Consider the following 16,238-nt stretch of genomic DNA (forward strand, 5'->3'; position numbering starts at 1 on the left):
ATGACCCGCACAGCTCAGCTTCTTTTCGGCGTTCTCGCGCTGCCCTTCGTGGTCCTGGTCGCCGGGTGCACTTACCAGGCTGTTCCGGATCCGGCGGTTTCAGCGAAGGACGCCGAATTTCTCGCTGTCGTCGCGACAGCCGACATAGACCCCGATTTCCACCGCTACAGGGTGGACGATCCGACGGGGCAGGACCCCGGCACGATCGTCGTCGACACCCAGCATCGCTATCTCTATCTCGTCGAGCCGAACAAGAAGGCGATCCGTTACGGGGTCGCGGTCGGCTCGGAAGCCTATGGCTGGACGGGAACGGCGAGGGTTGCGCGAATGGCGGAATGGCCGCGTTGGGTGCCGCCGGCCGATATGGTCGAGCGCTGGCCGCATTTGCGTCCGACCCTGGCTGCGGGAGGCGTCGAAGGCGGGCCAGACAATCCGCTCGGCGCGCGCGCGCTCTATCTCTATCAGGGCGACAAGGATACGCTCTATCGGATCCATGGCACGAATGAGCCGTCTAAGATCGGACGGAGCGTTTCCTCCGGCTGCATCCGCATGACCGACATCGACGTGATCGATCTTTATAATCGGGTCAAGGTCGGGGCCAAGGTCATCGTTATGTAAGGCCCGCCGTTCAAGGAGGCAGGATTAACTTTGGCCCGGCGCGTTGGCTCGAGCCTGCAAGCCCGAGGCAATGGGGCTCCCGCCGAGCGTCAACTCAACGATTTCCGGCGGCCGCATGAAGCGAACCGGAATATGCGACGTGCCGAGACCGCCCGAGATAATGAGATGGCGGCCGTTCTGGACGATATGGCCGTAAACGAGATCGGTGAATGTCGCGCCGAATCGGCGAAGCGACAGCGGCGTGCCGAGAAACGGGAGATTTATCTGTCCGCCATGCGTGTGGCCGGAGAGCGTTAGAGAGACGCGATCGGGGACGCGACGGAAGATGTAGGGTTCGTGGGCGAGGAGGATCACCGGTCCGCGATCGGTGATCTGGGCGAGCGTCCCCGGCAGGTCGTCGGCGCCCTCGCCCATATGGCGGCCAAAGACGCCGGCGAGCTGGTCGCCAAGGCCGGCGACCCAGAAATGCCGTCCGCCCTTGCTAATGCGCACGACGTCATTTTCGAGGAGCCTGATCCGCGCCGCCGCCAAGGCTTGGCGTATCCCGGCGGCGTCGTCGCTCGGCATGCCTGGAAGCGCGCCATGCCACCAATCATGATTTCCAAGGATCGAATACACGCCGAGCGGCGCGTCCAGGACGGACAGCGCCTCGCCCCATTCCGGCGGGGTCACCGGGCGGACGAGATGTCGTTGCGAACCGTTGAAGTCGCCAAGGATGAAAATAATGTCTGGCGAGAGCGCATTCGCGGCTTCCGCGATGGAGCGAACGCGCGCCGCCGGCGTCCAAGGCTCGCAGGCGTGTATATCCGAGAGTATCGCGGCTCTGACCGTCAAGCCTTCGGGCCAATTCGGCGGGGTGAGCCTGTAGGAGGTGATTTGAAGGCTCAGACCTGGCTCGAGGGCGAAAGCGTAGGAGCCGAACCCGGCGGTCGCCAAAGCGAATCCGCCGGCGCCCTGCAAGAAAAGCCGGCGGCTGAGGTCAGTCATGCCTAACCTATACCGCAAAGCGAAAAAGGAGCCAAACTATAACTCGACGTCTTCCGTCCGCGCGCGCTTCCGAGCCGGTCACGCCGCCTCGTCGTCGCGAAGGATCGCTGGAAGCGGCTGGGTCTGGACCTGCGCCGGCTTTTGAGGCTTGCGCGTGGATTCCAGCGCGGCGGCGACAGCGGAGATGCCGATTTCACGATAGAGCCGGGAGAGAAGGTCATGGGCGCCGTTCGAGCGAGTCGCCGTATTGGAGGCTGCGTCTTGCTGGGTCATCGTCTTTACTCGTGAAGTCTGGAGGGGGGCTGAAGCTCGCGGAGCTCCCATGGAATGATCATCGGGGAAGATTAACGCCTTCTAACCATTTTTATTTTGATTCGGCTCATTTCGGCTTCGCCTGAGCTGTCGATCGTCACGGAAACATCTTTAAAGAGCCTAGGTCCTGTTGACAAATATGCGCATCCAGATCCTGATCGCGGCGATTTGGACGAACCCGAGATAGCTGGCTGCGGTTTTGTCGTAGCGGGTTGCGAGGCGCCGAGAGTTTTTGAGCTTGTTGAAGCAACGCTCGACGCGGTTGCGCAAGGCATAGATGTGACTGTCGATCTGGATTTGGATCTTGCGGTTTCGGCGCGTCGGAATGATGGCCGCAGCGCCTGTTTTCTCCAGCGTTTCGCGAATATGATCGGAATCATAACCACGATCGGCGAGCAGGACTTTGGCCTCAGGTCCTTCCGCTTCCATCAAGGGGGCGAAGCCCGAATAATCCGAGACCTCGCCTGCGGTGATCTTTGCGGCTATCGGCAGTCCTTCGCCGTTCGTGCGGAGGTGAATCTTTGTCGTGAAGCCACCTCTCGAGCGGCCAAGACCCTGACGCGGAGTCCCCCTTTAGCGCCGGCGGCGCAGTGATGCGCCCGGATGATGGTCGAGTCGATCATCTGGACGGTCTCGCCAACGCCCTCGGTTTCATTCAGGGCTTCCAGAAGGAGCTCCCACAGCCCACTGAGAGTCCAGCGCCGGAACTGCCGATAGACCGACGACCATTTGCCGAAATGCTCGTGCAGGTCCCGCCATTGCGCGCCGGTGCGGGCAATCCAGAAAATCCCATCGAGAACGAGGCGGTGGTCCTTCGGCCGTCGCCCGCTATGCGCGCCGCGAACCGTCACGAACGGCTCGAAACACGCCCATTCCTCATCCGACATCAATCCCCGAATCAAGCCCGCCTCCTTCCGAAAGCGACCTTGAATCAGAACCTTACCCTAATGGGAATCCTATTTGTCAACGGGACCTAGCTTGTGCAAAATCGCTCATCTCGAAAAACTTTTATCATTTGGACCTGTTTGGCAGGCGGGATCTCTCTCGGCTGCGGGGCCGCTCGCGGCTTCGCGCGGGATCGGGTTTGCGCCGCCTGATCAGGTCGGAGGTCGCGGCGGCATTTCAAGCGCAAGCGCCGCGGGCCGGCATCAATAAATCGTTATGGAAAGATCAGAAGGGATCCGCGACGCGTAGAGCAATGCTCTTGCGCGCGGCGTCGAATGTCGTCTCCAGGAAATCGAGCATTCAAACAGAGGTCTTGCTAGTGTCGCGATCGCGCCGCATAACCGCTCGCGGAAGAGGCACCGGGCCAAAGGGAGGACGCGTCACGCCCCTCGACGGGCGAGACGGAGACAAGGAACAGGCATTGGATCAAAGTCATTTCTGCAATGACGCTCATATGGGGGCCGACGGGGCCAGACCCGCGGCTGCATTCCCCCGCAAAAGGGGGGCGATGTCCCAAAGCCTGCCATTCGACGAGACCGATGCAGTCGACGCGGGCCATGAGAAAGCGCGACGCTCCTCCGTCGGCAGGAGGATCGCGGCCGCCTGCAGCATCGCGATCGCGATTTTTTCGGTCTATGTCTTGGCGCGGACGTTTTCGGCCGTCAGCTTCGCCGATTTACGGCATGCAATCGCCGCGACGAGCGGGGAACAGATCGCGATGGCCGCTCTCTTGACCTCTGTCTCCTTTCTCGCCTTGACGGGCTATGACGCGCTGGCCCTTCGCCAGCTCAAGACGCGCGTGCCCTATCCGACCACTGCGCTCGCCTCCTTCACGAGCTACGCCATTTCCTTCACGCTGGGCTTTCCGCTGATCACCGCGGGAACGGTGCGCTACTGGATCTATTCCCAAGCGGGCCTCGCGCCGAGCAAAGTCGCGAGCCTGACCATTGTGGCCGGCGTGACCTTTTGGTTCGGCATGGTTTTCGTGATCGGGGCCGGATTGGCCTTTCAGGCGGAAGCCATCAGCGCGCTCAATCATTTGCAGCCGGCCTTGAACATGCTGATGGGCCTCGGCGCGCTCGCCGCGATTTTCGCCTATCTCATTTGGGTGACGATCCGCCGGCGTCACGTCCGCATTCAGGGATTCCGGCTCGAATTACCGGGGCTCGGCCTCACCCTCGGCCAGGTCGCTCTCGGGGTCATCGACCAATGCGCCGCCGCCGGCGTCTTATTCTGGCTGCTGCCGAACCATGCCGCGCTCGATTTCTTCACTTTCGCCGCGACCTATGTTTTTGCCTGCATCCTCGGCGTCGTCAGCAATGCGCCGGGTGGCATCGGGGTCTTCGAAGCGGCGATGCTGAAGGCCGTGCCGATCGTGTCGCAGGAGTCGCTGCTCGCGTCCTTGCTGCTGTTTCGCCTGATCTATTATTTGGCGCCCTTCCTTCTGGCTCTGGCCTTCCTCGGCGCACACGAGGGGTTCCGGCGCCAAAAGAGCCTTCGCGAAGCCATGCGGCAAAGCGATGAGGACGCGCCGATCATAGACGACATCGGCTGAAGGATGTTTCGGTCAGATTGAAGCAATCTGACCGCCCGGAACATGCTCGGGTCTTTGAAGCGGAAGCGATGGCTTGGACCCGTGACCTGCAAAGCCAGGCCGGGGATTCGCCATAATCAGCGCGGGATCTTGACGCTCTGGAACGTATCGCCCGGAGCGGGCCCGGATTCCGGCGAGACGTCGAAGGCGAAGCTCGACCCCAGCCCGTCGTTCACGAAATCGAAAGTGGCGTTTCCGTCCCCTTTGTCGTCGGTCTTGATGACGCCGAGCTGCTTGCCGCATTTCAGCTTGACGCGATAGGTCGAGTTGGGCTTCGTCGCGCCCGTCAAATGCACGCTGGCGCCAGTGGTCTGGCTCGACGCGCGGAAGACCGTCACCGAGCCGCCCAGCGTTGCGGGTTCTGCGCCGCTGACCTCGTCATTGGTGCAATTCGCTTCGTCCTGACGCACCAGCGCGGACGTCTTCGCGGATTTCGTGCCGAGCGGCACCTGATAGGGGCAAGCTGCGCCGCTGCGCCCCGAAATAACATAGGAATAGGCCTTGTCGCCGCTGTCGCCGGTGCGCAGCACCGCGCCGAGCGTCGCGCTGGCGGGGGCGGCCTCGGCGGCGGCGAAGGCGCCATTGTCATTATACCAGCAGACGAGAGTCTGATCCGCGGCGAGCGACGGGGCGGTTTGGAGCGCCGCGACGGAGGCGGCGGCAAAGAGGAGCTTTCTCATAGCGTTCCGGGTTCCGATCAAGATGACGGTGGAGTGACCGACGTCGCTCATAGCATGCGGAATCGCAGCTGAATATTCCCGCCTCGCTGACGCCTTGGGCCCTCTAGGGGGAGATCACGAGATAATCCGAGAAAATTATTGGGTCTATCGGCTGAGACCGATCAAACCTATGTGACGCGGCCGTTGCGCTCCTGTAAAACCCGCCGCATGCCAAGCTTGCCCCGAGACCTCAAATTTCCGCACCGGCATTTGCTCGGGATCGAAGGCCTTTCGCCGCTCGACATCGCCGCTCTGCTCGATCTCTCCGAAGAGGCGATCGAAGTCTCGCGCCAGGTCGAGAAAAAGCGCTCGACCCTGCGCGGCCGCACGCTGATCAACCTCTTTTTCGAGGCCTCCACCCGCACGCAATCCTCCTTCGAACTCGCTGGCAAGCGGCTCGGGGCGGACGTCATGAACATGTCAGTCGCGACCTCCAGCGTGAAAAAGGGCGAGACCCTGGTCGACACGGCCATGACCCTGAACGCCATGCGCCCCGACATAATCGTGGTGCGGCACGCCCAAGCCGGGGCGGTTCATCTTCTCGCCAAAAAGGTCGATTGCTCGGTCGTCAACGCCGGTGACGGGGCGCATGAGCATCCGACCCAGGCGCTTCTCGACGCTTTGACGATCCGCCGTAATAAAGGCTGCGTCTCCGGTCTCGTCGTCGCGATCTGTGGCGACATTCTTCATTCCCGCGTCGCCCGTTCGAATATCCTGCTTCTCTCGGCGCTCGGCGCGCGCGTGCGGGCCGTTGGACCTTCGACCTTGTTGCCGGCCGGGATCGAGCGCATGGGCGTCGAAGTGTACCGCGACATGCGCGGCGGCCTCGACGGCGCCGACATCGTCATGATGCTGCGGCTTCAGCGCGAGCGCATGCAAGGCGGCTTCATTCCCTCCGCCAAGGAATATTTCCGCTTTTTTGGCCTCGACGAAGAGAAGCTCCGTTTCGCCAAGCCGGATGCGCTCGTCATGCACCCCGGCCCGATGAACCGGGGGGTCGAGATCGATTCGAGCGTCGCCGACGGCGCCCAGAGCCGCATCCGCGAGCAGGTCGAGATGGGCGTCGCCGTGCGCATGGCCGTGCTCGAGGCTTTAGCGCAACATCTGCCGAACGGATGAGAGGGCGCGACGACATGAAGGCTCTAACCTCCGCCTCGATCGCGCATCAGCCGCTCGCGCTCGTCAACGCCCGGCTGATTGACCCGGCCGAAGAAACCGAGACGTTGGGCGGCGTCCTCATCATCGACGGGCAGATCCGCGATCTCGGCGCGAGCGTCGTCCCGGCCAATCTGCCGCCCTATGCGCGCGTGGTCGATTGCGCCGGCGATTGCGTCGCGCCCGGCCTCATCGACATGCGCGCTTTTGTCGGCGAGCCGGGCGCCGAGCATCGCGAGACCATCGCCACGGCGACGGCCGCCGCCGCCGCGGGCGGGGTCACGACCATTCTCGCCCGGCCGGACACCAATCCGCCGGTGGACGAGGCCGCCGTCGTCGATTTTCTGTTGCGCCGCGCCCGCGACACCGGCCGCGTGCGGGTTCTGCCTTCGGCGGCCCTGACGCGCGGCCTGGAAGGCGAGGAAATCGCTGAGATCGGCCTGTTGCAGCAAGCGGGCGCGGTCGCCTTCACCGATGGCGCGCGCTCAATCCGCAACGCCCGCACGCTGCGCCGCGCCATGGATTACGCGAAGGATTTCGACGCGCTCATCATCCATTACGCCGAGGATCGCGATCTTGCCGCCGAAGGCGTGATGAACGAGGGCGAGTATGCCTCAAGGCTCGGCCTGGCCGGCGTCCCGCGCGAAGCCGAGGCCATCATTCTCGACCGCGACCTGCGCCTCGTGAACCTGACAGGCGCGCGCTACCATGCTGCTCTGGTGACGACGACGCTCTCGCTGGACATCATCGCGAAGGCTAAAGCGGCGGGCCTGCCGGTGACTTGCGCGACCTCGATCAATCATCTGACCCTCAACGAGAACGACATCGGCGATTACCGTACGTTCTTGAAGCTCGCCCCGCCTTTGCGGCGGGAGGACGAGCGTCGCGCTTTGGTCGGAGCTCTGGCTTGCGGCCTCATCGACGTCATCGTCTCGGATCATAATCCGCAGGACGTCGAGACCAAGCGCCTGCCGTTCGCCGAGGCCGAGGACGGCGCGATCGGACTCGAGACTATGCTGTCGGCCGGCCTTCGTCTCGTCAGCGCGGGCGACCTCTCGCTCCCCCGCCTACTCGCCGCCATGACGACCCGCCCGGCCGAGATTCTGGGCCTGCCGCAAGGACGGCTGAAAATCGGCGCGCCGGCAGATCTCATTCGCTTCGATCCCGATGAGCCCTATGTCGTCGATCCGGCGAAACTCCATTCGCGCTGCAAGAACACGCCGTTCGACGAGGCGCGGATGGAAGGGAAAGTGAAGCTGACGCTGGTGTCTGGCGAGATCGTGTTTGGGATAGGCTGAGGCGAAAGGCCCGCCGGCGCGGCTCCTGAGCCAAGTTTGCATGATCACGACAAGTTTGAGGCCGTGCTGCGGCTCACCTCCCGTTCATCTCAACCCTGCCATATTGCCGCTCCAAAGGATGGGCCCAGAGACAGCAATTAAGTCATGGGAAACCTTCCGGGGGTAGGGTTTCTGCGAAATTCGGAGACGGCGTCATGCGTATCAGCTCCACCAACGACATTGAAGGCGGCCGCGTTCTTTACAAGATCGGCAAGATCCGCGCGGCCTCCGCCTGGCATGCCGCCACCGGCGGCGTCTTGAGCGAGGATTGGCGGGAGCGCGCCTTGCGCGAGCTCATCCGCCGGGCCGAGGACATCGACGCCGACGCGATCATCGGCGTCCAATACGAGACCGACGGCGTCGGTCCGATCGAGGCGACGGGCGTGCGCCTCAACCGCGTCTTCGCTACTGGCGTCGCAGTCAAGCTGTCCTGCGCGGCCTGACATTTCTTGCCGAAATGCGTCTGGCTTTTCGGGGAGCTTCCGCGCGGAAGCGCAGTCAAGTTCGTTCAACGCGTCGATCGAACTTGACCCTCGCCTCTTCTATCTCCGCCATGTGAGTCTGCGCCCATTGGCCGAGCCCTAAGACTGGCTCGCGCAGCGAGCGGCCGAGATCCGTCAATTCATAATCGACGCGCGGCGGGATCGTCGGAAAGACGGTTCGCGTCACCAAGCCGTCGCGCTCGAGCCCCTTGAGGGTGAGTGTCAGCATCCGCTGCGAGATGCCCCCCACCATCCGTTTGATCTCATTGAAGCGGTGCGGCCCATCCCCCAGCAACATTACGATCAGGACGCTCCATTTATCGCCGATGCGCGCCAGAACCTGGCTCACTTTGCGGCAGTCCACATGGAGTCGCGGGTCGGGGACGGTCACCTCTTTGTGCTCTAGCACCAAAAATGTGCCTCCTTGTGCGCTGCAATTGAAGTCACGTATTTAGTTTAAGTTACAAACTTATACCAACGGTGGATTCAATGAAGCTCCTTCACATCGATTCGAGCATCCTCGGCGCGCATTCCGTCAGCCGGCCGATCGGCCAGGCGGTCGTTGACAGGCTACGTCGCGAGCGGCCTGATCTCGCCGTGACTTATCGGGATCTGGCCGCCGCTCCGTTGCCGCATTTGTCGCCGACGACCGCCCCCAGCGCCCATCCTCTCTCAGGCGCCGCTCAAGGCGCGGACTCGTCCGTGATCCGCGAGCAAGCCGAGAGCCAAGCCGTGCTCGAAGAATTTCTCGCCGCCGACATCGTGGTGATCGGCGCGCCAATGTATAACTTCACTATTCCGACCCAGTTGAAGGCCTGGGTCGACCGCATTCTCGTTCCTGGAAAGACATTCGCCTATGGGGCGGAGGGTCCGAAGGGCCTCGCCGGCGACAAGCGCGCCATCATCGTCGCCTCGCGGGGCGGCCTTTATGGCGAAGCCGCGCCCTTCGCCGCCGCCGAGCATGGGGAGGCCTATCTCCGCACGGTCCTCGGCTTCATCGGAATCCATGATCCGGAGGTCATCGTCGCCGAAGGGATCAATATGGGGCCGGAGCAGCGCGATAAAGCGCTCGCCGAGGGTTTGCGCTCCGCGGCGGATCTTCGCGCGGCCTAAGCGCCAGCCTCCTATTGCGGCGCTGCGGCGGAATTGACAGAATGCGTGAAAGCGTCGACCTCGTCGGAGAAATGCTCGCGCGTCATAGGATCGACGACGGCGACTGGCGCAGTCACGACTAGGCTCGCGGCATGGCCGATCGAGGAGGCGGCGCCCGCCGTCGTCGTCATGATCCTTTCGCCGAGCCCGACGCGCGAATCCGTCAGCGTCTGACCGCTCTCCAGGCTTTGCCCGAGAATAGCGACCGCCTTCGGATTTCCGGCATAGGTCCCGTGGTCGAATTTGTCGGTCGATTGGAAGTTCGTCAGGTTGACCACCTGGATCTTCTCGCGCGCGAGATCTGTCTTGAAAGGCTCGACATAGGGGTCGATGGCGCCGAGCCGCGGCCCGCCCCAGAGTTCCCGAGAAACCGCGAGGGCGCGATCATTTTCGGACAGGAAGAGGATGAAATTCGGCCGCTCCGGCCCCATCGTGGCGATCTGCTCGCGCGCGAGATCGACGTCGACGTCGGGAGCCGCGAGCAGAACGGTGCGGATCTTCGCCGCGACGCGCCCGTCCCGGATCGCCATCTGGCGAAGCGCTTCGAGCGTCACCCAATTGCCCATTGAATGGGCGAGGACGGTCACCTGATCCACTTTCGGGTTTGACGCAAGCCAACGCAGGAGGTTTTCAAGCGCGTCGCGCGAATAGCTCGAGCTTTCTCGGTCATATCCATAGGCTAGGACGCTGCCCTTGGATGGCCAAGTGAACAGGACCGGCACGAATTCGTCTCCGCTGCCGGTGTCGTGGACAATCTGGGCGAAGCGGAAAACAGCATCGTCGAAGCGATTATTGAAGCCATGGACGAATACCAGCGCCTGCTTTTTCGGGGCTTTCTGGAGCAGGCGCGAGAATTCGGCGATCGCCGCCTTTTTGTCCGTGATGTCGGCCTTGAGCGTCACGAAGTCCGTCGCCGGATTGCCGGGAAGCTGTTTCGGCCATTCGACTTGGCCGACTTGATGGGCGCCAGGTGGAGGAATTGACACGATAATGTCGGCGAAGCTCGGCTCCCGGCTGCGATAGCCCGAGAACATCTCGCCTGGGGAGTCGGCTTTCAGCCGGGTCGTCGCGACCACCATCTCGACTTGGCTTGTCCCCGGCGCGCCTTCAGCGACAGGCAAGAGAAACCCTTTGAGATTGTTGCCGCAGCCGCCGAGGCTCGCGGCCGAGGCGATCAACGCGACGGCGCCGAAGACGCGGTTGCGCCCGGTCGAGGAGACGGAGCCGCTTGGGGCGGAATGGTGTTTCCGGGGCGATCCAATGTTCGACACAATCCGTCCCATGTCTCAAATCGGCGAGGGCGCAGGCGCGGCGCGGCCGGCGGGACCCGTTTTGGCCCAAATGGAACCAAACCGTGGCTTTATTGAGTTCGAAGGATTGCGGATAAATCGTCAACATCCGATGAAGCATCGGCCTCGCCGGTCAAGCGATCGATCGTCGGGCGCCGCTCTCCTCGCGGGTCAGGAGGTCCCGGAGCGTCGCCTCATCGATTTCTTCGGTCCAGACCCGGAAGGTCTTCAAGACATGCGGACCAAAGGAATTGACGAGTGGAATGTCGGTCGCGTCGCGGCCCCGCGCGACGGTGATGCGGCCGATGCGCGGCATATTGTGGCGCGCGTCGAAGGTCCGCCAGCCGCCGTCGAGAAAGACCTCGAACCAGGCGTTGTAATCCATAGGCGCCGGGTCCGGCGGCACGCCGATGTCGCCCAGGAAGCCGTTGGCGTAGCGCGCCGGAATATTCATGCAGCGGCAGAACGCGACGGCGAGATGGGAGAAATCCCGGCAGACGCCGACGCGCTCCTGATAGGCTTCAAAGGCGGTTCGGGTCGGGCGCGCATGCTCGTAGCCGAAGGTCAGGCGATCACAGACAAAGTCGCAAATCGCCTGGACCCGGCGCCAGCCCCGCGGGCTCGATTTGAAATGCTCCCAGGCGATGTCCCCGAGGAGGTCGGTTTCGCAATAGCGGCTGGCAAGCAGGAACTGCAGCGTCTCATTGGGCAATTGCTCGACCGGGACTTCGTTTGCGTCGAGGTCGATCGTCTCGGGCAGACCGCTGTCCTCGATGACAGCGTCGGATGTGATCGTGAGATCGCCGGGCGGCGCGACGAACCGCAGCACCGCATTGCCGAAGCTATCGATATAGGTTGCGGCGGCGACCAGGGGATTGGTTGTCGGCGGGCGCTTATAACGCAGCTGCGGGGACTGGTCGCGATGGGCGTCGAGCAGGCAGACCATCAATGTCGGTTGTGGGCAAGTGAAGGCCAGTTCATAGCCATATCGTATGAGCATGGTGCGGTTCCGACTTGATTTTGGGGGGCGCGCGAACCCCCGCCCCGAAAGGCGCAGCGTCATCGCAGACGTGCGGGGAGGGCCATGCCGGCGGAGCATGAGCGCGAGGGTTGGCGCGCCCGATCAGTGCGCAGGCTAACCCTCCAGGCTAGGTAAGGTTCCCTGGAAAGGCTTGCGCCGGTCGCGTCCGCCTCAGCCTTTATAGGCGACGAGCAGGGCGCCGCAGGCGATCAAGAGAACGCCGAGCCAATTCGGCGCGGAGAGGCGTTCTCCGAGAAAGGCGACGCCAAAAAGCGCGACGAGCACGGTCGAGAGCTTGTCGATCGGAGCGACCCGGGCGGCGTCCCCGAGCTTCAGAGCGCGGAAATAACAGAGCCAGGAGGCGCCCGTCGCGAGGCCAGAGAGCGCGAGAAACAGATAGGTCCGCGCCGAAATTTCGGCCAGGGGCTGAAATTGCCGGGTCGCGGCCAGGATCGCGGCGACCACGGCCAGAATGACCAAAGTGCGGATGAAGGTCGCGAAATCGGAATTGACGTTCTCGACGCCGATCTTGGCGAAGATTGCGGTCAGCGCCGCGAAGCCGGCCGAGGCCAAGGCCCAGAATTGCCAAGCGCCGAGCCAGAGCTTCACGGCGCTCAACCCTCGCTCGCGGCGAGAAGTTGCGCCTGATGATGCGTGACGAGCGCGTCGATCACTTCATCCAAAGCCTCGCCGGTCATGACCTTGTCGAGCTTGTAGAGGGTCAGGTTGATCCGGTGATCCGTCAGGCGCCCTTGCGGGAAATTATAGGTGCGGATCCGTTCCGATCGGTCGCCCGAGCCCACCTGGCTGCGCCGGTCCGCGGCGCGCTCGGCGTCGAGCTTCTGCCGTTCCATGTCATAGATGCGGGCGCGCAAAAGGGCCATGGCGCGGGCCCGGTTCTTGTGCTGCGAGCGCTCGTCCTGAACGAAGATGATTGTGTTCGTCGGGATATGGGTGATGCGGATCGCGGATTCGGTCTTGTTGACATGCTGGCCGCCGGCGCCCTGCGCTCGCATGGTGTCGATCTTGAGATCCGCCTCGTTGATGTCGACGTCGACTTCCTCCGCTTCCGGCAGAACCGCGACGGTGGCGGCCGACGTATGGATGCGGCCTTGCGTCTCGGTGTCCGGCACGCGTTGGACCCGGTGCGTCCCGGATTCGAATTTGAGCCTGGCGAAAACGCCGCGGCCCTCGACCTCGGCGATGATTTCCTTATAGCCGCCGGCCGTCCCCTCGCTCGCTGAGAGGATCTCGACGCGCCAGCCCTTGGTTTCAGCGTAGCGCTGATACATGCGGAAAAGATCGCCGGCGAAAAGCGCCGCTTCGTCGCCGCCCGTCCCGGCCCGGATTTCGAGGATCGCGCTTTTCTCGTCGGCGGCGTCCTTCGGCAGAAGCGCGAGCTGCAGATCGCGTTCGAGCGCCGCGAGCCTTCCTTCGGCCTCGCGCAATTCCTCCTCGGCGAGGCCGCGCATCTCGGCGTCGGTCGCGGGGTCGGCGAGCATGGCCTCGAGCCCGGCGACCTCCTGAGCCTGGGTGCGAAATTCGCGGATGGCCCGGACGACCTCCTCTAGCCCCGCGAGCTCGCGCGACAGGGCGACGTAAACCGCAGCCTCGGGCGCGCCGGCGAGGCGGGCCGAGATTTCGTCATGGCGGCGGAGAATGAGATCGAGCTTGTCTTGCGGCAGCATGTTCGCGCGGTCAGAGAAAAGGCGGCGGAGGCGGAGCGTGCTCCCAAAGGATCAACCCACAGGAGCGAAAACGTGGCGACGGCCGTCACAAAAGCAAAGCGTGTCCTAATCGAAAAAGGCGAACACGCAAAATGCTCCTTTCGACCTGCTGCAGGCTGCGCTCCTGCGAAGCACGAAAGAGGAAAGTAGGCGGCTAACTTTGCAGGGAGCCTTTAGAGCAGGCCCTCGGGCGCGCAGGCTTTCAGCAGCGTCCATTTGGGGAGAAGCGGGCTAGCGAGCGGATCGGCCGGCTGAATTGACAAAGACATGGTCCTGCTGAACCGTGCCCTAATGGCGCCGCTCGGCTAGCCGTATCGCCGTGAACGGCCGGAAACAGAGATGATTTGGAGCGCGTCGGCTGGGGTGAGCCCTAGCGCTTCTCTGCCCAAACGCGGGCGCTTCCGCCGGCTATGCGCCGTGCGAAACTGGGCCAACGCTTCGTCCCGCGCAAAAGTCTGCGCTCGTCGTGTCAGGCGATGGCGGAGCAATGCCGGGTCCACTCAAGGACTGAAATGGCGGAGAGGGGGGGATTCGAACCCCCGATAGGCTTGCGCCTATGCCGCATTTCGAGTGCGGTGCATTCGACCACTCTGCCACCTCTCCACGCGCGGCGGCAAGAACAGCCGCGGATGGTCCGCGCCGCAGATAGCATGCGGCCTTCGCCCTTACAAGCGCGCGCTCTTCGCGCGCGACGCCCGACCAATGCGTCTATTCCGTCGCTGCGCTATCAGCCTTTTGCGCTTCGGGCCGAGGCATCAGGATGATGTTATAGCCGGAATCGACATGATGAATCTCGCCCGTCACTCCGGCCGAGAGATCGGATAGGAGATAGAGCGCCGCGCCGCCGACGTCGTCGATGGTGACCGTGCGCCGCAGCGGCGCATGCGTCTTCTGAAAATTGAACATGAAGCGCGCATCGGCGATTCCGGCGCCGGCCAGCGTGCGCACCGGGCCTGCCGAGATGGCGTTCACGCGAACGCCTTGCGGTCCGTAATCGGCGGCGAGATAGCGCACGCTCGCCTCGAGCGCGGCCTTGGCCACACCCATCACGTTGTAGTTGGGCATGACCCTGGTCGCGCCGCCGAAGGTCAGGGCGACCAGGGCGCCGCCTTGCGGCATGAGGGCCGCCGCGCGCTTGGCGATCTCGGTGAAGGAAAAGGCTGAGATCGTCATCGTGCGCAGGAAATTTTCCCGCGTCGTGTCGGCGTAGCGTCCCTTCAGCTCGGACTTGTCGGAATAGGCGATGCAGTGGACGGCGAAATCTATGCTTCCCCAGGCCTTTTCGAGCGTGGCGAACACGGCGTCGACCGAGTTCAGGTCCTCGACGTCGCAGGGCAGGACAAGGCTCGAGCCGGTCTTGGCGGCGAGCGGCTTGACCCGCTTGCCAAGCGCCTCGCCCTGATAGGTGAAGGCGAGCTCCGCGCCTTGCGCGGCGAGCGCCTTGGCTATGCCCCAGGCGATGGAATGATCGTTGGCGACGCCCATCACGAGGCCGCGCTTGCCGCGCATGAGCGGCCCCGGGCCTCCCGCGCCCTGCGGTTCAGGCGTCGACATGCTTGAGGACAATGCTCGCGTTGGTGCCGCCGAAGCCGAAGGAGTTCGACAATACGGCGCGCAACTGCATGTCGTCGCGGCGCTTGCGGACAATGTCCATGTCCGCGAAGGCCGGATCGAGCTCCTCGATATTGGCGCTCTCGCAGATGAAGCCGCTCTGCATCATCAAGAGCGAATAGATCGCTTCCTGGACGCCGGTCGCGCCAAGCGAATGGCCGGTCAAGGATTTCGTTCCGGCGATCGGCGGCGCCTTGTCGCCCGATCCGAAGACGGCACGGATCGCCTCGATCTCCTTCAGGTCGCCGATGCCGGTCGAGGTCGCGTGGGGATTGATGTAGTCGATCGGCGTCTTGACGGTTTCGAGCGCCATGCGCATGCAGCGCGCCGCGCCTTCGCCGGACGGCGCGACCATGTCATAGCCGTCGGAGGTCAGTCCGTATCCGGCCACCTCGGCATAGATCTTGGCGCCGCGCGCTTTGGCGTGCTCCAATTCCTCCAGGACCAGCACGCCGGCGCCGCCGGCGATGACGAAGCCGTCGCGGTTCTTGTCATAGGCGCGTGAGGCGACCGCGGGACGATCATTATAGGAGGAGGACATGGCGCCCATGGCGTCGAACAGGACGGACAGGGTCCAATCGAGCTCCTCGCAGCCGCCGGCGAACATCATGTCCTGCTTGCCGTATTGGATCATCTCATAGGCGTTGCCAATGCAATGATTTGAGGTCGCGCAAGCCGACGAGATCGAATAGTTGACGCCCTTGATCTTGAACCAAGTGGCGAGCGTGGCCGAAGCCGTCGAGGACATGGCTTTCGGCACGGCGAAAGGACCGATCTTCTTCGGCCCCTTGGTCCGGGCGATGTCGGCGGATTCGATCAGCGTCTTGGTCGAAGGACCACCAGAGCCCATAATGATGCCGGTGCGTTCGTTCGAGATTTCGGCCGCCGACAGGCCGGCGTCCAGGATCGCCTGGTCCATCGCGACATGATTCCAGGCGGTGCCGGTGGCGTGGAAGCGCATTGCCCGGCGGTCGATCATGCTCTCCGGTTCGAGCGTCGGCGCGCCGTGAACCTGGCTGCGAAAGCCGAGCTCGGTATATTTATCGGCTTTGACGATGCCGGATTTGGCCTCGCGGAGCGAGGCCAGCACCTCCTGGGCGTTGTTCCCGATCGAGGAGACAATGCCCATGCCGGTGACGACGACCCGTCTCATGCGTATCTCCCACTTCCGCCGCTCGCCCGTTTGGCGCAGCCCGCGACGATCGATCCCTATTTGGGGGCTTCTTTTACTTCATTCGCGAAACCGCGAAGTTCCAAGAGGCCAAAAAACGCCGTCGCTTGGGCGTCTA

At 63.4% G+C, this 16,238-nt stretch carries 17 protein-coding genes and 1 tRNA gene; 6 read left to right on the forward strand and 12 right to left on the reverse strand.

Features of this window, described 5'->3' with window-relative positions; genetic code table 11:
- Positions 1–618, forward strand: coding sequence for a L,D-transpeptidase (locus METAC_RS0119140; protein WP_051335693.1), 618 nt, complete (start codon positions 1–3; stop codon positions 616–618).
- Positions 619–642: 24 nt separating this feature from the next.
- Here METAC_RS0119140 and METAC_RS0119145 read toward each other — a convergent pair whose 3' ends face one another.
- From METAC_RS0119145 to METAC_RS26030, 3 genes are all read right to left on the reverse strand, one after another.
- A complete protein-coding gene (locus METAC_RS0119145; RefSeq protein ID WP_026608250.1) occupies positions 643–1,605 on the reverse strand; it encodes a metallophosphoesterase in 963 nt (320 codons plus the stop codon).
- 78 nt (positions 1,606–1,683) lie between these two features.
- On the reverse strand, positions 1,684–1,878 hold the full coding sequence (locus METAC_RS0119150; RefSeq protein WP_026608251.1) for a hypothetical protein: 195 nt from the start codon (positions 1,876–1,878) through the stop codon (positions 1,684–1,686).
- Between the two features lie 159 nt (positions 1,879–2,037).
- Positions 2,038–2,804, reverse strand: a protein-coding gene (locus METAC_RS26030) for an IS5 family transposase (RefSeq protein ID WP_245257393.1) whose coding sequence is annotated in 2 segments (ribosomal slippage) — positions 2,038–2,492 and positions 2,492–2,804 — 768 coding nt in all. Because the reading frame shifts where the segments join, the coding sequence is not laid out codon by codon here.
- 566 nt (positions 2,805–3,370) lie between these two features.
- Here METAC_RS26030 and METAC_RS24570 point away from each other — a divergent pair.
- Complete coding sequence (locus METAC_RS24570; protein WP_036256830.1) at positions 3,371–4,417, forward strand: lysylphosphatidylglycerol synthase domain-containing protein; 1,047 nt, start codon at positions 3,371–3,373, stop codon at positions 4,415–4,417.
- Between the two features lie 116 nt (positions 4,418–4,533).
- On the opposite strand, the gene METAC_RS0119170 is transcribed toward METAC_RS24570, so the two are convergent.
- Positions 4,534–5,136: a hypothetical protein gene (locus METAC_RS0119170; RefSeq protein WP_156898282.1), complete on the reverse strand. Its 603-nt coding sequence runs from the start codon at positions 5,134–5,136 to the stop codon at positions 4,534–4,536.
- Positions 5,137–5,343: 207 nt separating this feature from the next.
- On the opposite strand from METAC_RS0119170, the gene METAC_RS0119175 reads away from it, so the two are divergent.
- From METAC_RS0119175 to METAC_RS0119185, 3 genes are all read left to right on the forward strand, one after another.
- On the forward strand, positions 5,344–6,294 hold the full coding sequence (locus METAC_RS0119175) for an aspartate carbamoyltransferase catalytic subunit (protein ID WP_026608253.1): 951 nt from the start codon (positions 5,344–5,346) through the stop codon (positions 6,292–6,294).
- A 14-nt stretch (positions 6,295–6,308) separates the two neighbouring features.
- Entirely contained in the window at positions 6,309–7,628 is a 1,320-nt protein-coding gene (locus METAC_RS0119180; protein WP_026608254.1) for a dihydroorotase, read from the forward strand.
- A 194-nt stretch (positions 7,629–7,822) separates the two neighbouring features.
- The gene (locus tag METAC_RS0119185) at positions 7,823–8,110 is read left to right on the forward strand and encodes a heavy metal-binding domain-containing protein (protein ID WP_026608255.1); all 288 of its coding nucleotides are present in this window, start codon (positions 7,823–7,825) and stop codon (positions 8,108–8,110) included.
- 55 nt (positions 8,111–8,165) lie between these two features.
- On the opposite strand, the gene METAC_RS0119190 is transcribed toward METAC_RS0119185, so the two are convergent.
- Entirely contained in the window at positions 8,166–8,558 is a 393-nt protein-coding gene (locus tag METAC_RS0119190) for a winged helix-turn-helix transcriptional regulator (protein ID WP_245257525.1), read from the reverse strand.
- An 80-nt stretch (positions 8,559–8,638) separates the two neighbouring features.
- Here METAC_RS0119190 and METAC_RS0119195 point away from each other — a divergent pair, with 80 nt between their 5' ends.
- On the forward strand, positions 8,639–9,262 hold the full coding sequence (locus METAC_RS0119195) for an FMN-dependent NADH-azoreductase (RefSeq protein WP_026608257.1): 624 nt from the start codon (positions 8,639–8,641) through the stop codon (positions 9,260–9,262).
- An 11-nt stretch (positions 9,263–9,273) separates the two neighbouring features.
- Here METAC_RS0119195 and METAC_RS24575 read toward each other — a convergent pair whose 3' ends face one another.
- The 7 genes from METAC_RS24575 to fabB form a co-directional block, all read right to left on the reverse strand.
- The gene (locus METAC_RS24575) at positions 9,274–10,584 is read right to left on the reverse strand and encodes an alpha/beta hydrolase (protein ID WP_051335695.1); all 1,311 of its coding nucleotides are present in this window, start codon (positions 10,582–10,584) and stop codon (positions 9,274–9,276) included.
- Between the two features lie 139 nt (positions 10,585–10,723).
- A complete protein-coding gene (locus METAC_RS0119205) occupies positions 10,724–11,590 on the reverse strand; it encodes a transglutaminase-like domain-containing protein (RefSeq protein WP_026608258.1) in 867 nt (288 codons plus the stop codon).
- A gap of 192 nt (positions 11,591–11,782) precedes the next feature.
- Positions 11,783–12,220: an EamA family transporter gene (locus tag METAC_RS0119210; protein WP_026608259.1), complete on the reverse strand. Its 438-nt coding sequence runs from the start codon at positions 12,218–12,220 to the stop codon at positions 11,783–11,785.
- 5 nt (positions 12,221–12,225) lie between these two features.
- Complete coding sequence (gene prfA / locus METAC_RS0119215; RefSeq protein ID WP_026608260.1) at positions 12,226–13,299, reverse strand: peptide chain release factor 1; 1,074 nt, start codon at positions 13,297–13,299, stop codon at positions 12,226–12,228.
- Positions 13,300–13,851: 552 nt separating this feature from the next.
- A tRNA-Ser gene (locus tag METAC_RS0119225) sits at positions 13,852–13,941 on the reverse strand.
- A 105-nt stretch (positions 13,942–14,046) separates the two neighbouring features.
- Positions 14,047–14,892 carry an enoyl-ACP reductase FabI gene (gene fabI / locus METAC_RS0119230; RefSeq protein WP_051335696.1) on the reverse strand — a complete coding sequence of 282 codons (846 nt, stop codon included), beginning with the start codon at positions 14,890–14,892 and terminating at the stop codon, positions 14,047–14,049.
- Entirely contained in the window at positions 14,879–16,102 is a 1,224-nt protein-coding gene (gene fabB / locus METAC_RS0119235; RefSeq protein WP_026608262.1) for a beta-ketoacyl-ACP synthase I, read from the reverse strand. The genes fabI and fabB overlap by 14 nt, the downstream gene beginning before the upstream one ends.
- Between the last annotated feature and the right edge of the window lie 136 nt (positions 16,103–16,238).

Source organism: Methylocapsa acidiphila B2, assembly GCF_000427445.1.
Lineage (GTDB): Bacteria > Pseudomonadota > Alphaproteobacteria > Rhizobiales > Beijerinckiaceae > Methylocapsa > Methylocapsa acidiphila.

What these genes read in the sequence shown, in the direction of transcription:
- METAC_RS0119140 (WP_051335693.1), top strand. Translation starts at nt 1, where the DNA reads ATGACCCGCACAGCTCAGCTTCTTTTCGGCGTTCTCGCGCTGCCCTTC.
- METAC_RS0119145 (WP_026608250.1), bottom strand. Translation starts at nt 1,605, where the DNA reads ATGACTGACCTCAGCCGCCGGCTTTTCTTGCAGGGCGCCGGCGGATTC.
- METAC_RS0119150 (WP_026608251.1), bottom strand. Translation starts at nt 1,878, where the DNA reads ATGACCCAGCAAGACGCAGCCTCCAATACGGCGACTCGCTCGAACGGC.
- METAC_RS24570 (WP_036256830.1), top strand. Translation starts at nt 3,371, where the DNA reads ATGTCCCAAAGCCTGCCATTCGACGAGACCGATGCAGTCGACGCGGGC.
- METAC_RS0119170 (WP_156898282.1), bottom strand. Translation starts at nt 5,136, where the DNA reads ATGAGAAAGCTCCTCTTTGCCGCCGCCTCCGTCGCGGCGCTCCAAACC.
- METAC_RS0119175 (WP_026608253.1), top strand. Translation starts at nt 5,344, where the DNA reads ATGCCAAGCTTGCCCCGAGACCTCAAATTTCCGCACCGGCATTTGCTC.
- METAC_RS0119180 (WP_026608254.1), top strand. Translation starts at nt 6,309, where the DNA reads ATGAAGGCTCTAACCTCCGCCTCGATCGCGCATCAGCCGCTCGCGCTC.
- METAC_RS0119185 (WP_026608255.1), top strand. Translation starts at nt 7,823, where the DNA reads ATGCGTATCAGCTCCACCAACGACATTGAAGGCGGCCGCGTTCTTTAC.
- METAC_RS0119195 (WP_026608257.1), top strand. Translation starts at nt 8,639, where the DNA reads ATGAAGCTCCTTCACATCGATTCGAGCATCCTCGGCGCGCATTCCGTC.
- METAC_RS24575 (WP_051335695.1), bottom strand. Translation starts at nt 10,584, where the DNA reads ATGGGACGGATTGTGTCGAACATTGGATCGCCCCGGAAACACCATTCC.
- METAC_RS0119205 (WP_026608258.1), bottom strand. Translation starts at nt 11,590, where the DNA reads ATGCTCATACGATATGGCTATGAACTGGCCTTCACTTGCCCACAACCG.
- prfA (WP_026608260.1), bottom strand. Translation starts at nt 13,299, where the DNA reads ATGCTGCCGCAAGACAAGCTCGATCTCATTCTCCGCCGCCATGACGAA.
- fabI (WP_051335696.1), bottom strand. Translation starts at nt 14,892, where the DNA reads ATGTCGACGCCTGAACCGCAGGGCGCGGGAGGCCCGGGGCCGCTCATG.
- fabB (WP_026608262.1), bottom strand. Translation starts at nt 16,102, where the DNA reads ATGAGACGGGTCGTCGTCACCGGCATGGGCATTGTCTCCTCGATCGGG.